The sequence below is a fragment of the Streptomyces sp. NC-S4 genome (assembly GCF_054353315.1).
The window spans coordinates 7,006,066-7,019,588 of the sequence record NZ_CM135937.1; the positions used below are offsets into that span (position 1 = coordinate 7,006,066).

Here is a 13,523-nt window from a genome sequence, read left to right on the forward strand (position 1 = left end):
CGCCGGGGTCGTGCCCCTTTCGCATGCCCGCCGAGAGGGCGGGAGAGGGCGGGGGACCGGAGGGCGGGGGCAAGGTAGGGGAAACCCCACCGCGGACCGTCCACCTGGCCGTGCAGACCCGGCGGGGCCGCGCGGCTGGAATGGGCCCATGACCTTTTCCCGTACCGCCCGGTGGGCCACCGGCTGGTTGCTCGCCGCCGCGTGGGCGCTGTCCTTCCCGTTGTTCTCCTCGCTGGCGCCGCACCGGCTGTGGGGCTGGTGCGCGGCCGCCGGGTACCTCGGGGCCGCCGCGGCCACCGCACTCGGCCGCCGGCGCGCGGCGCTCGCCGCCGCCCTGCTGGGCGCCGTCGCCGTACCGCTCCTGTGGCTGGTCCTGACCGGCCAGGGGCAGTCGGAGGTGACGGTCATCGAACGCTCCGGACGGCTCCTGCTGGAGTCCGGCCGGCTCTACGTCGACCGGCCCGCGCACGTGGAGGAGTACACCCCCTACCTGCCGGGCATGGCGCTGCTCGGCATACCGCGAGCGCTGCTCGGCGGGGACGGCGGCGGGGACGGCTGGGTGGTGCGGCTGCTGGGGGACGCCCGCATCTGGTGCGCGGCCGTGCTGTTCGGCTGCCTGGGGGCGGCCCGGCGGCTGCTGGTCGGCGGGACCGGCCGCGGTCGGGTCGGTGGGCCGACCGGTGGGCCCGGCCGGCTGCTGCCCGTCCTGGTGGCCTCGCCGGTGGTGGCCCTGCCCCTGTCGGTGAGCGGGGTCGACCTGCCGCTGGCCGGGCTCTGCTGCCTGGCGCTGGCGGGGGCCGCCGCCGGGCGGCCCGTCCCGGCCGGGGCGGCGCTCGCCGGGGCGTGCGCGCTGAAGTGGACGGCGCTGCCCGCGGTCGCGGTGGCCGTCGCCCTGCTCGCGGCCCTCCGGGGCGGCCGGCCGGCGGTGCGCTGCGCTCTGGTGGCGGCCGGCGGCACGGCCCTGCTGGTGCTGCCCGCCGCACTGCTCCAGCCGACGGAGCTGTGGCGCCAGGTGTTCGCCTTCCCCACCGGGCGGGCGGAGGTGCCGACCCCGGCGAGCAGCCCGCTGCCCGGTCACCTGCTGGCCGAACTGGGCCCCTGGGGCTGGTACCTGGCGGTGGGTCTGCTGCTGGCGGGCGGCGTCGCGGTGGCCCTGTCCCTGCTCGCCCGGCCGCCGCGTACGGTGGCGGCCGCCGCCGACCGCCTCGCCCTCGGCCTGACGCTGGCCTTCCTGCTGGCCCCGGCGGGCCGCTTCGGCTACCTGGCGCTGCCGGTCCTGCTGTCGGTCTGGGCCCGCTCGGTGACGCTGCCGGGTGTCTCGCGCGTGGTGACGGGCTCGTTCCGGCTCCGGCCGCCGGACGGGCGGCCGCGGGTAGGGTACGAGCGGCCGGGAGGGCATTTCGCCCGACGGCCCCCGCGCATCGGATAGTTGCCCTTATCCTGCGGTCCGTGGATCAGCTGATCGCCGAGGACCCGAGCCGTATCGGACCGTACCGCCTGATCGCCCGGCTGGGCGCGGGCGGCATGGGCCTGGTCTACCTGGGCCGCTCCGAGGGCGGCCGTACCGTGGCCGTGAAGGTGGTCCAGGCGGAGTTCGCGGGGAACCCCGAATTCCGCAGGAGGTTCGCCCGCGAGGTGGCCGCCGCGCGGCGGGTGGGCGGCAGCTGGACGGCGGCCGTGCTCGACGCCGACACCGAGGCCGCCGTGCCCTGGGTGGCGACCCAGTACATCCCGGGGCCCGACCTGCATACCGTGGTCGCGCGGCAGTTCGGCCCGCTGCCCGAGGACTCGGTGCGGACCCTCGCCAACCGGCTCGCCCTCGCCCTGCGGGCCGTGCACGGGGCGGGCCTGATCCACCGCGACCTGAAGCCGTCCAACGTGCTCGTCACCGTCGACGGGCCGCGCGTCATCGACTTCGGCATCGCGCGGGCGATGGACAGCCTGACCGGGGACAGCCTGCTCACCCGCACCGGGATGCTGATCGGCTCGCCGGGGTTCATGTCCCCGGAACAGGTCCGCGGTCTCGAACTGGGCCCCGCCAGCGACGTCTTCTGCCTCGGCGCGGTCCTCGTGTACGCCGCCACGGGACGCATGCTCTTCGGCGCCAGGGAAACCGGTCTGAACGCCCACCTCTTCCGGATCGCCGAGGAGGAGGCGGACCTGACCGGGGTACCGGAGTCGCTGGCCGGACTCGTCGGCGCGTGCCTGCACAAGGACCCGGCCCGGCGGCCCACCCCCGAGGAGGTGGCGGCGCGTACGGCGGCGGACGCCGCCGGGGAATGGCTCCCGGGCGCGGTGCTGGCCCAACTGGGCCGACATGCGGCGCGGCTGCTGGACTACGCCCCGGCTTCCCCGGCCGGAGTCGGAGCCGGAGGCGGGGCCCCTGCCGGGGAAGCTCCAGCCGGGGAAACAACGCCTGCCGGGGGAACTCCCGCGGAGGGGAAACCCGTCGAGAAGGCGCCGGACCCCCGCCTCGTGCCCGCACAGTCCCGCCAGGACTCCGCTCCGCCCGTGACACCGCCCCCGCCGCCCGCGTACGCCCCCACGGCGCCCGGTCACTTCGGTCCCGCGGACGGCTTCGGCCCGCCCCCGGGCCCCGTCCCCGGCGACCCGCCCGTCCCCGCGCCCCCGCACCCGAGGCGGTGGTGGGGCCTTGCGGTCCTCGCCCTGACGCAGCTGCTGGTGCTCGTCGAAGCGGCGCACTTCAACCTGTTCGAGCCGCAGATCCATGCCGAACTCGCCCTCGGCGCAGACGGCCTGGGCCCGGTCCACAGCGCCTACCCGGTCGCCCTCGGCGGACTGCTGCTGCTCGGCGGGCACCTCGTCGACCTGCTCGGGGCCCGGCGGATGCTGGTGGCCGGCCTGATCGGATTCGCGGTGGCCGATGTGCTCGCCGGCGCGGTCGGCGGCTCCGGGCTGCTGATCACCGCCCGCGTCCTGCAGGGCGCCTTCGCCGCCCTGCTCGTCCCGGCGGCGCTGTCCCTGGTGGCCACCGGATTCACCGATCCCCGGGAACGCGGGCGGGCCTTCGGGATCTACGCGGCGGTCGCCGTCGGCGGCGGCGCGCTGGGCCTGTTCACCGGCGGGTGGCTCGTCGAGGCCCTGGACTGGCGCTGGGCCCTGTGGTCGGTCGTCCCGCTCGCCGTCCTCGCCCTGATCGGCGCGCTCACCCTGCTGCCCGCCCGGCCGGGCCGCACCGGCGCCCGGTTCGACGGACTCGGCGTACTCCTGGGCACGGCGGGATGCGCCGCCCTGTCCTACGGCCTCGCCCGGTCCGTGAGGGCCGGCTGGTCCCTCGCCCCGACCCTGCTCCTGCTCGTGGTCGGCGGCGCGCTGCTCGCCGCCTTCCTGTGGTGGCAGACCAGGACGTCCGGCCCGCTGCTCCCGGCGTACGTCCTCGCCGACCGGAGCCGCCCCGCCGCCCTCCTGGCCGTCCTGTTCACCGGTGTCGCCCTGGTCGCGCTCCTCCCGGCCCTGGGCTTCTTCGCCCAGCAGGTCCGCGGCCAGGGCCCGGCCGCGTCCGGCGCGGCCCATCTGCCCCTGGTCGCCGCGGCCCTCGTCTGCGCCACCCAGGTCTCCGCCCGCCTCGTGCCCCGCCTCGCGCCGCGCGCCCTGGTCCTGCCGGGCCTCGTGGTCGCGGCCCTCGGGCTGGCCCTGCTGGCCGGTGCGGGGGGCGCGGCCACGTACGCGACCGGGGTGCTGCCCGGCATGCTGCTCACCGGCGCCGGCCTGGGCCTGGCCCTGGCCCCGCTGTACGCCGCCGCGACCGCCGGGGTGGCTCCGCAGCACGCGGGTGCGGCCTCGGCGGCCCTCGGCGCGGCCCACCACCTGGGGCAGTCGATCGGCGGGGCGGTGCTCGGCGCCGTCCTGGTGAGCCGCCTGGACCAGGTCTCGGAGGACACCGACGTGTTCGCCCGGCTGCTGGACGCCTACACCACCACCCTCTGGTGCGCGGCCGGCGCCCTCCTGCTCGCGACCCTGCCGGCCGCCCTGCTGCTCGGGACCCCGCGGGCCCGGCAAGATCCGAGAGAGACGGCTTAGGCCTCCTGGCCCGACAGGTGGGCCAGGACCGCCAGGACGCGGCGGTTGCCCTCCGTGGCGTCCAGGTCGAGCTTCATGAAGATGCTCGACGCGTGTTTGACGACGGCCGCCTCGGTGATGAACAGCCGGGCCGCCAGGGCCTGGTTGTTGAGGCCCGAGGCCATCAGGGTCAGTACCTCCCGCTCGCGCGGGGTCAGCCGGGCCAGCGGCCGCTGCTCGGACTGCCGGCTGAGCAGGACCCGTACCACCTCCGGGTCGATGACCGTACGGCCCTCGGCGACCTGCTGGAGGGCGTCGAGGAACTCGGCCACCTCGCCGACCCGGTCCTTCAGGAGGTAGCCCAGGCCGGCCGCCGAGGCGCCCGTGAGCAACTGGGTGGCGTAGGCCGTGGCCACGTACTGCGAGAGCACGAGCACGGGCAACGAGGCGTCCCGGGAGCGGAGTTCGAGTGCCGCCCGCAGACCCTCGTCGCGGAAGCCGGGCGGCATCCGCACATCGGTCACGACGGCGTCCGGCCGCTGCGCCTCCACCGCCCGCACCAGCTCCTCGGCGGTCCCGACGGCGGCGAGGACCTGGTGCCCGCCGCGGGTGAGGAGTTCCGTCAGCCCCGCGCGCAGCAGTACGGAGTCCTCGGCGAGGATCAGCCGGAGCACGGGACCTCCACCCGGAGTCGGGTCGGTCCGCCCACCGGACTGGACACCACCAGCCTGCCCTTCAACATCGCCACCCTGTCCGCGAGTCCTGCCAGGCCCGCTCCCGCGCCGGGATCGGCACCGCCGCGGCCGTCGTCCGTGACGGTGAGAGTGAGCCGGTCACCCTCGACCCTACCGACCACGGCGACGCGCGAGGCGCCGCTGTGCTTGGCGGCGTTGGCGAGCGCCTCGGTGACGGTGAAGTAGGCCGTGACCTCGACCGGTTCGGCCAGCCGGGGCACGTCGAGGTCCACGGTCACCGGTACCGGGTGGCGCAGGGCCACCTCGGCGACGGCCGCAGCGAGCCCGTGGTCAGTGAGGACCTGCGGATGGATTCCCCGTACGAGGTCGCGCAGTTGCTCCAGGGCGACCTTGGCCTCGCCCCGCCCCCGGGCCACCAGCGCGGCGGCCCCGGCGGCCTGCGGAATCCCGCGCAGTTCCAGTTCGGCGAGGCCCAGGGTCATGCTGAGGGCGACCAGTTGCTGCTGCGCGCCGTCGTGCAGGTCCCGCTCGATGCGCCGCCGTTCGGCTTCGAAGGCGTCGACCAGACGGACCCGGGAGCGGGTGAGCTCCAGGATCCGGTCGGCCTCCACGCGCGGCCCGAGCAGCAGGCGGGCGGTCTTGGCCTGGGCCCCGGCGAGCAGGGCGCCCGCGTACGCCGCCAGCGCCGTGCCGGCCAGTCCGACGGCCGTGCCGCCCAGGGCCTCCAGCGGCCCGGAGACCGGCCGGCCGGGGATCAGCATCACGTGGTCCGGGGCGATGGCCCAGACGATCACCGGCGTCGCGACGAGGATCAGGGCGAAGGCCAGCAGGGTGATCACGGCGAACCCGGCCGCCCCGAAGACCGGTCCGAGCAGGGTGGCGTACGCGAACTCGCGCCAGGTGGCCCGCTCCCGCAGCCGGGTCCGCAGCCAGGCCGCGGGCCCGGCCCCGGCGAGGGAGGTGTGCGGGTCCGGCACGGGCACGGGCTCCACCCACCGCAGCCGCCACCGCTCCAGCTTCCCCAGCGGTACCCCGGCGACGACGGCACCGAGCAGGAGCAGCAGCCCGATCCCCACGACCGCCAGCGCCAGCCCGGCCCCGACGAGCAGGACGAGGACGACCAGCGCGGGATAGCCGATGAGGAACCCGCTGCCCAGGTACGCCCAGCACCGCCAGGGCCACCACGAGCCGAGGAAGCGCAGCGGCCCGCCGCGTATCGCGGCCAGGACGGCGACCGGCGCGGGGCCCGCCGGTTCGGGGAGGGGGGTGGAGTCGGACATGTCTGCCCAGCCTAGGGCCTGTCCGGGGCGGCCCTGCCGATCGGGGGGATCGGTGACACCTCGTCACATCATCGCGCCCAGGGCCAGAAAGCCGCAGATCAGTACGAGGAGGACGGCCAGCAGGGGCCAGACGAAGCGCAGGTACTTGTCGTAGCCGACCTTGGCCAGCGCCACGCCGCCGATGGTGACGGCCGAGGTGGGGACCCACAGGTTCATCCAGCCGCTGGCCGACTGCCAGGCCGTGACCGTCAGCGCGCGGGAGACTCCCGCGAAGTCGGCGAGCGGGGCCAGGACGGGCATGACGAGGGTGGCGTGGCCGGAGGTGGAGGGGATCAGGAAGGCCAGCGGGAGGTTGACCAGGAAGACGATCACCGCGAAGAGCCCGGACGAGCTGCCCTTCACCGTGTCCTCGATGGAGTGCAGGACGGTGTCGGTGATCATCGAGTTGTTCATGATGACGGTGACCCCGCGCGCCAGCATGATGACCAGGGCCGGAGAGATGAAGTCGGCGGCGCCCCGGACGATCGTGGCGCTGGTCTTCGCCTCTCCCATCCGTGCCACCAGGCCCACCAGCACCGCGGCGCACAGGAACAGCGCGGAGAGCTCCGGGAAGGACCAGCCCAGCTCCCAGGCGTACGGGGCCGCGTCCGCCGCGCCGGTGAGCGCGCCGGCCCAGGGGACCACCGAGAAGATCATGAAGCCGAACACCAGGGCGACCAGCACCAGCACCAGCCGGTGCAGCCGGGTCAGTTCCGGCGCCACCTCCTCGGCTCCCGTCGCCCTCCGCTCCCGGTCGCCCGGGAGGAACCCGCACACGGACCTGGCCGGGTCCTTCTCGACGCGCCTCGCGTACCGGACGACGTAGAGGACGGTCACGGCCGTCAGGACCACCCACATCGCGAAGCGCAGCGCGATGCCGTCGCCCAGCGAGATGTCGGCGGCGGCCGAGGCCACGCCCGTCGCGAAGGGGTTCACGGTGGAGCACAGGACACCGATCCCCGCCCCCAGGATGGCCGTGCCGACGGCGACCATCCGGTCGTAGCCGAGGGCCAGCATCATCGGTACGAGGAGACCGTAGAAGCCGAGGGTCTCCTCCGCGAAGCCCTCCACGGTACCGAGGACGGAGAAGACCACCATCACGGCGGCGATCAGTAGGGTGCCTCGGTGGCGCAGCCGGTGGGCGAGGCGGGCGATGCCGCGGTCGAGGGCGCCGGTGGCGAAGACCACGGTGATGAACGCGCCGATGGCGAGGACGAAGAGGAAGACGCCCGCGCTGCCGTACAGCTCGCCGCTGAAGGTGGGGCCGACCTCGCCCGTCTTCTCGTCCCGGATGCCGTAGAGGCCGTTCACGGGGGCGAGGAAGAGGTCGTTCAGCCGGTCGGTGAAGCCCCGGGTGTCCGGGACCCGGTGGTAGGTGCCGGAGATCGGGGCACCGCTCTCGTTGCGGTCGTAGCGGCCGGCCGGGACGAGGAAGGCCAGCAGCCAGACCGCGACCGTGACCACGGCCAGCACGGTCAGCGCACTCGGAAAGGCGAACCTCTTGCCCGCGGGCTCCTCGGGGGCCGGGGACGGAGCCGGGTCGGCCGGGGCCGGGGGAAGCGGCGGAGCCGTGCTCAACGGGTGCCTCGGCTGTCCGGTTCCATCCGCCACCATCCCTGAGAGGGTCCGCCGGTCCGCTCCTCCGATCATGGAACGCGGGAGGGGCGGGCGCCGTGGTGGGTTGCGCCCGCCGGGTGAACCGGGGCGCGGCGCGGGGTGTCAGCCCCCGGCGCGTACGAAGGTCCGCACCGCGGTGTCGAAGTAGCCCCGGGCCTCCTCGCCCTGACGGACCGGTGAGGACACCCACACGTCGTACAGGCGGCCGTCCTCCTCCCAGCACAGGTCGCGGGTGTGCCGGGGGCCCTCGGTCGTCGAGAAGCCGTCCCAGGTGAACCGCCAGAGGGCGGCCTGCCGGCCGTTCTGCGAGGTGGTCACGACCTCGGCGTCGCGGTATCCGGGGTTGGTCCCCGGCCCTTGGGCGTGGGCGCGCTGATGGACGGCGAGGGGGCCGCCCGACTCGGGCTCGGCCACCTTGATGCCGATGCGGAACGTCTCGCCGGGCGACATGTAGAAGATCCGCGGACCTTCCACCTTGCGGGTGAAGCCGAGCGGTACGGCGAGCGAGAAGCCCTCCGGGTCGATGACGACGCGGTAGCCGGCGGGTGCGGGCTTGTCGTCGGCCGCGGGGGTGCCCGTGTCGGTCCGCTCGCCGGGGACGGTGGTGGCGCCGGCCGGCGTGTGCGGCCGGCCGGCCGCCCCGCTCGTGGACGTCCGGCCGTCCCGCTCGCCGTCGTTCGTGAGCAGCGCGGCGGACACGCCCGCACCGGCGATCGCGGCCACCAGCAGGCCGGCGACGAGCGCCGCCCCCGGCCGTCGCTTCCCGGGGGCGCGTACGGGCCCGGGCGCGGGCACGGCGGCCGATACGGGCGTCGGCGCGGACTCCGTGGCCGAGCCCTGCTGCGTCGGACCGTGCGGGACCGGAGCGGGCGGGACCGGAGCGGGCGGGGCAGGCAGCGGCGCGTGCGCGGCCGGGTCCTGCTGGGCCGGGGTGTACCGCGTCGGGGTGTACTGCGCGGCCGCGTCCGCGCAGGCCCGCAGCAGCTGCTCGGCCCGCTCCGCGCCCAGCCGCCGGGCCGGATCGCGCTCCAGCAGCCCGCGCACCACCGGCAGCAGCGGGCCGCACGCCTCGGGCGGCCGGATCTCGTCGAAGACCACCGCGTGCAGGATCCCGCCGAGCGAGTCCCGCCGGAAGGGCGAGGCGCCGCTGAGGGCCGCGCACAGCAGGGCGCCCAGCGACCACAGATCGGCCTCGGGCCCCGCCGGCGTCTGCCCCGACATCCGCTCGGGAGCGGTGTACTCGGGGGAACCGACGAAGGACCCGGTGGTGGTCAGCGTCGTGGCGCCGGACACCTGCGCGATGCCGAAGTCGGTGAGCACGGGCCGCCCGCCCGGTGCCTCCAGCAGCACGTTCGCCGGCTTGATGTCCCGGTGCAGCACCCCGGCCGCGTGCGCCGCGCGCAGCGCGCCGACCAGCGCGATCCCGATCCGGGCGGCCTCGGCGACGTCCACCGGGCCGGTCCGCGAGAGCCGGTCGGCGAGGGAACCGCCCTCGACCAGCTCCATGACGATGTACGGGAGTTCGCCGTCCTCGACGATGTCGTGCACCACGATGATGTGGGGGTGCTTGAGCTGCGCGGCCGCCCGTGCCTCGCGGAGCGTGCGCTCACGCTGGTGCCGGGCCTCTTCCTCGGACAGCGCGGGGTCGAGCGCGACTTCCTTGACGGCGACGTTGCGGCCGAGCAGCTGGTCGGTGGCGCGCCACACGATGCCCATGCCACCGCGTCCGAGCTTGGCGTCCAGCCGGTAGCGCCCTGCGATCAGCCGGGCGTTCGCCCCCTCGGTCCCCATGGCGACATCATGCCGCATCGCGGATCAGCACCCGCCCACGGCGTGTCGAAGCCGCCCCTTGATCGTTTCTTCAGCGGTAGCCCTTACTTCTGCTGCGGATTTCGGGAGGCGCGCGGTGACCGCTTGGCAGTACTTCGCCGGGGCGGGCCTGGTGGCGGCACTCTGCCCGCTGCACGGCCATGTGGCGGTCGCGGGCGACGGGACCGGCGACGGTTACGGCTCCGGCCACGGCGCCCGCATCGACCTGTGCCTGCCGGCCGGGCAGCCGGAGCGGCCGGTCTTCCGGCCGCCGGCCGGGCAGCCCCCGGTCCGGGTGGCCGTGCCCGGCGCAGACCGGCCGACCGTGCGCCACCCGGGGCGGCCCGCGCAGTCCGCCGCTCCCGAGGTGCGGCCCTTGCGGCCGGCCGAGCCCGCACGGCCGCGTCCGCCCGGCGCGGCGGTGGAGCGTTCCGCGGAGGCAAGGGCCGGGGGGTCGGAGCCGCCGGAACCCGCGGCGGGTCCCGGGGACCGGGACGAACCGGCTTCGGCCGCCGCTCCCGCCCCGCCCGCGGCCGGGGCCGCCGCCGCACGGGTGAGCGCCTTCCACGTGCGTCCGTACCGTTCGGTGGCCCTGGAGCGGCGCGGCCCGGGCGGGATGTCCACCGTGACGCTCATGGTCGTCGTCACCACCCCGGCCGTACTCGCCGCCGCTGCCCTGCGCCCCCGCTCCAAGAGCCGCGGCTGACCGCCGCCGCCCCTTCGTACCGCAGTCCACCGATCCACCGATCCATCGATCCATCGATCCGCACCGGGAGAATCCACGTGTCCGAATGGCTGGTCCTGGCCATCGCCATGGCGCTCGTCTGCGCCCTCGTCCTCGCCATCACCGCGATCCGGCACCGCCGGGTAGCCGCCGATGAGGACACCAGTGAAACCCCCGACGTCATCGAGTACATGACGATGATGGTGGGCGTGGTCTACGCGATCGTGCTGGGCCTGGCCATCGCGGGCGTCTGGGAGGCGCGCGGCGCCGCCGAGGACAGCGTGCGCCGAGAGGCGCAGGCCCTGTACGAGGTCACTCAGCGCGCCGACGTCTACCCGGCGGCCGTCCGCGACCGGATCCGGGGCGAGGTGGACGCGTACGTCTCCCACACCGTCGCCGTGGACTGGCCGCTGCTGACGGCCGGCGACAGCGCCTCGCCCGAGGGCGCCGCGCTGCTCGGCAAGCTGCGCACCGACGTCACGCACCAGAGCCCGGCCAACGAGCTCCAGGCGCAGGCCTACCAGCCGCTGCTGGACCACATCGCGGCCGCCGACGACGCGCGGCACTCGCGGACGCAGAGCTCCGAGTCCACGCTGCCGGGCGTGGTGTGGTTCGGGCTGGTGGTCGGCGGGCTGGTCACGGTCGGGCTGATCTTCACCCTGCAGATCCGGCGCTCCGGGCGGGAGTTGCTGCTCGCCGGGTTGTTCAGCGCGCTGATCGTGTTCCTGCTCTTCATGGTCTGGAGTTTCGACGCGCCGTACGGGCGGGAGGGGATCGATTCGGCCGGACCGTTCCAGGAGCTGTTCCCCGCCACGGCGTCGGCGTCCGTCGCCAGCCGCTGAGGGCCGACCGGGCAGGGTTCCCCCGTCCGCCGCTACACGGGTACTTCGCGCCGGACGGCCTGCACCACGGGAGAGTGCCTCAGCGCGTCGGAGATCCGCAGCAGGTCGCGCGGACCGTCGGCGGTGTCGAGGACGGTCTCCTCGTCCTCTTCGATGATCTTTCCGTCGGGGTCGGCGGAGCGGGCCCGTACGGCGGCCGCGACCATGGCCGCCTCGGAGATGGCTCGGGCCGTCTCCTCGTCGGCACCCGCGGCGACGGCGCTCTCGTAGGCGCCGTCGCCCAGGCCCTTGTCGAAGTACGGACCGAGGTGCAGGAAGCCGTCGTGGATGTCCGACTCGCGCTGGATCACCCGCAGTTCCGCCGCGGACCACCACGCCATCTGCACCGAGGGCGTACCGCTGGGCGCGGAGATCTGCACCTCGTGCCACAGCGGGCCGAGCCGGCGGTACGTCGCCCAGGTCTGCCAGTGGTCCGACAGCCGCTGGCAGACGAGCGGGACCACGAAGCCCATCGCGCTGATCAGCGCCCCGAGCGAGGCGAGCGGCGGGGCGACGAAGGTGCTGAGGTCGTCCAGGTCGTGACCGGACCAGCGGGCGACGACCGCGGTCATCTTCGTGGCGTCGTACGAGAGGTTGAAGATGTAGCCGATGACGATGATCACCAGGCCGATCCGCAGCCAGCCGCGGACCTGGAGCGACCAGCGCCAGCACAGGACCACCATCACCGCCGCGGCCACGCAGTGCGCCAGCAGGTAGAGCGCGATCATGTGGCCGATGTAGGGCGTGTTCGCGTAGTAGGTGTCGAAGTCGCGCAGCCGCTCCACCGGGGTCTCGCCGAGGGCGAAGAGCACGATCAGCGCGACGACCACCACGCCGTAGCCCAGGATCCAGCGGTGCGAGACGCGTCGGGTCTCTTCGGGCGGGCCGCCCCGCCAGTTGACCATCAGGACCAGGCAGGAGGCGCTGAACGCGGTGATCAGGCAGTAGACCAGGGGGGCCGAGACGTTGACGATGCCGGTCCAGCGGTTGACCGCCGCGATGGTGGGCGGGGCCGCGAAGGTGAACACCGCTCCGGCCAGGGTCAGCAGGGCGACGACCGACCGCAGGAGCGGGTCGCGCCAGTTGTGCCGCAGGGCCGGCAGCTTGAAGGCGAGGGAGACCGCCATCGCGGCTGCCGGTATGTAGTAGTCCTTGCCGTTCAACGCTCGTTCCTGTGCCCCCGGTAGCCCAGCGAAGCCTCGATCCGGCCCGCCAATTGATCGCGCTGGACCGGAGCGCGGTGGCTCGCCGATCCGGCGAGCCAGTTCCGACACCGACTACCCAGCAGTAAGCCGAAGGACTCGGCCTCGGTCTCCTCCTGGACGTCGGCGCGCGTGCGCGCGGCGACGCGGCGCACGGTCTCGCCGATGTCGGCTTCGGCGGTCAGCAGCCGCGCGGCGACGGCGGCGCCGTCGACGTGGTGACTGCAGTGGCCGGCCTTCATGTGCCACAGCTCGTGGCCCAGGATCACCAACTGGTGGTCCGGTGCGGTGCGTTCCTCGATGACGACGAGATCACGGTCCGCCATGTCGAGCCATAGGCCGCTGGCCGTCCGCGGTGGGAACGAGGCCATCCGGAAGTCCACCCGGCGGCCGCGGTGTCTGCTCATGCCCTCGCAGAGGGCAGCGTAGAGGTCCACGGGCTCCACGGGGGCGGTCAGCCGGATACCGGCCACCAGCTCCCCGCACAACCGCCGCTGCTCTCTGCCTATGCTCACCGTTCTCCCCGTCGGCGCGGATCCGGATCAGGACTCAAGGATCAGACCCAGACTTTCGACTGGGTCAGGATTCATTCGGTTTTACGCTTTCGAGGAGCATGTCCAGCCATTCGGTCACCTTGTCCCGGTGCTTGTCGCTGGGGAGTTGGGCGGCGCGCCAGGCGATGCCCCGTACGCCGTGGTTCTGCAGGAGTCTGGCCAGCGGATCACCGGCCGACGCAGCGGTGGCCGGTACGGTTTCCCGCGCCCGCCCCGCGAAGTCCTGGAGCAGCTGTTGCTCGGTCCGCTGGAGCGCGTCGGTGAGGGCGTCGGAGTCGTGTGCCGTGAGGAACCCGGCGTGCACCCCGAAGAAGCGCTGGATCGCGTCGCAGTGCTCCATGGTGGGGCGCCGGTCACCGTTGATCAGCGCGCCGGCCTGCTGCCGGGACATGCCGGCGCCGTCCGCGATCTCCTGCTGCGTGTAGCGGCGGCCGTTCGGCTTGACGCGGGTCCGCCGGAGCAGGTCGAGCCGCTGGAGGAACCGGGTCTGCAGATCGGGTTCGCCGGCCGGCCTGCCGTCCAGCAGGGTCCTGACCACGTCCGTGGGCACGCCGGAGGCCTCGGAGAGCCGCCGCAGGTCGAAGACCTGGTTCAGATCGCGGCCCATCTTGCCCGCGAGTTCGGCGACGCGCGCGATGGTGGCTGCCATGGGTGCGTTGGCCACCGCGACGGGAGCCGGGAAGCCGTCTGTCACCAGTGGTT

General features: G+C 74.5%; 11 protein-coding genes. 4 read left to right on the forward strand and 7 right to left on the reverse strand.

Features of this window, described 5'->3' with window-relative positions:
• The first annotated feature begins 148 nt into the window (after positions 1–148).
• Both ACXNSR_RS31450 and ACXNSR_RS31455 read left to right on the forward strand, forming a co-directional pair.
• Entirely contained in the window at positions 149–1,429 is a 1,281-nt protein-coding gene (locus tag ACXNSR_RS31450) for a glycosyltransferase 87 family protein (protein ID WP_458638728.1), read from the forward strand.
• Positions 1,430–1,449: 20 nt separating this feature from the next.
• Positions 1,450–4,041 (forward strand): MFS transporter, encoded by a 2,592-nt coding sequence (locus ACXNSR_RS31455; protein WP_458638729.1) that lies wholly within the window; start codon positions 1,450–1,452, stop codon positions 4,039–4,041.
• Here the strand turns inward: ACXNSR_RS31455 and ACXNSR_RS31460 are convergent.
• The 4 genes from ACXNSR_RS31460 to ACXNSR_RS31475 all read right to left on the reverse strand — a co-directional run bounded on the left by ACXNSR_RS31460 (position 4,038) and on the right by ACXNSR_RS31475 (position 9,442).
• Positions 4,038–4,694 (reverse strand): response regulator, encoded by a 657-nt coding sequence (locus ACXNSR_RS31460; protein WP_458638730.1) that lies wholly within the window; start codon positions 4,692–4,694, stop codon positions 4,038–4,040. The genes ACXNSR_RS31455 and ACXNSR_RS31460 overlap by 4 nt on opposite strands.
• Positions 4,682–5,995, reverse strand: a complete 1,314-nt coding sequence (locus ACXNSR_RS31465; protein WP_458638731.1) for a sensor histidine kinase — start codon at positions 5,993–5,995, stop codon at positions 4,682–4,684. Before ACXNSR_RS31465 ends, ACXNSR_RS31460 begins: the two co-directional genes overlap by 13 nt.
• Positions 5,996–6,058: 63 nt before the next feature.
• The gene (locus tag ACXNSR_RS31470) at positions 6,059–7,648 is read right to left on the reverse strand and encodes a YfcC family protein (RefSeq protein ID WP_458638732.1); all 1,590 of its coding nucleotides are present in this window, start codon (positions 7,646–7,648) and stop codon (positions 6,059–6,061) included.
• Positions 7,649–7,753: 105 nt separating this feature from the next.
• A complete protein-coding gene (locus tag ACXNSR_RS31475) occupies positions 7,754–9,442 on the reverse strand; it encodes a serine/threonine-protein kinase (protein ID WP_458638733.1) in 1,689 nt (562 codons plus the stop codon).
• Positions 9,443–9,557: 115 nt separating this feature from the next.
• Between ACXNSR_RS31475 and ACXNSR_RS31480 the strand changes: the two genes are divergently transcribed.
• Together ACXNSR_RS31480 and ACXNSR_RS31485 are read left to right on the forward strand one after the other, a co-directional pair.
• Positions 9,558–10,166: a hypothetical protein gene (locus tag ACXNSR_RS31480; protein ID WP_458638734.1), complete on the forward strand. Its 609-nt coding sequence runs from the start codon at positions 9,558–9,560 to the stop codon at positions 10,164–10,166.
• A gap of 77 nt (positions 10,167–10,243) precedes the next feature.
• Positions 10,244–11,026, forward strand: a complete 783-nt coding sequence (locus ACXNSR_RS31485) for a bestrophin-like domain (protein ID WP_458638735.1) — start codon at positions 10,244–10,246, stop codon at positions 11,024–11,026.
• A 32-nt stretch (positions 11,027–11,058) separates the two neighbouring features.
• On the opposite strand, the gene ACXNSR_RS31490 is transcribed toward ACXNSR_RS31485, so the two are convergent.
• From ACXNSR_RS31490 to ACXNSR_RS31500, 3 genes are all read right to left on the reverse strand, one after another.
• A complete protein-coding gene (locus ACXNSR_RS31490) occupies positions 11,059–12,228 on the reverse strand; it encodes an MAB_1171c family putative transporter (RefSeq protein WP_458638736.1) in 1,170 nt (389 codons plus the stop codon).
• Positions 12,225–12,782, reverse strand: a complete 558-nt coding sequence (locus tag ACXNSR_RS31495; protein WP_458638737.1) for a toxin-antitoxin system, toxin component — start codon at positions 12,780–12,782, stop codon at positions 12,225–12,227. Before ACXNSR_RS31495 ends, ACXNSR_RS31490 begins: the two co-directional genes overlap by 4 nt.
• 64 nt (positions 12,783–12,846) lie before the next feature.
• Positions 12,847–13,515 (reverse strand): helix-turn-helix domain-containing protein, encoded by a 669-nt coding sequence (locus ACXNSR_RS31500; RefSeq protein WP_458638738.1) that lies wholly within the window; start codon positions 13,513–13,515, stop codon positions 12,847–12,849.
• Between the last annotated feature and the right edge of the window lie 8 nt (positions 13,516–13,523).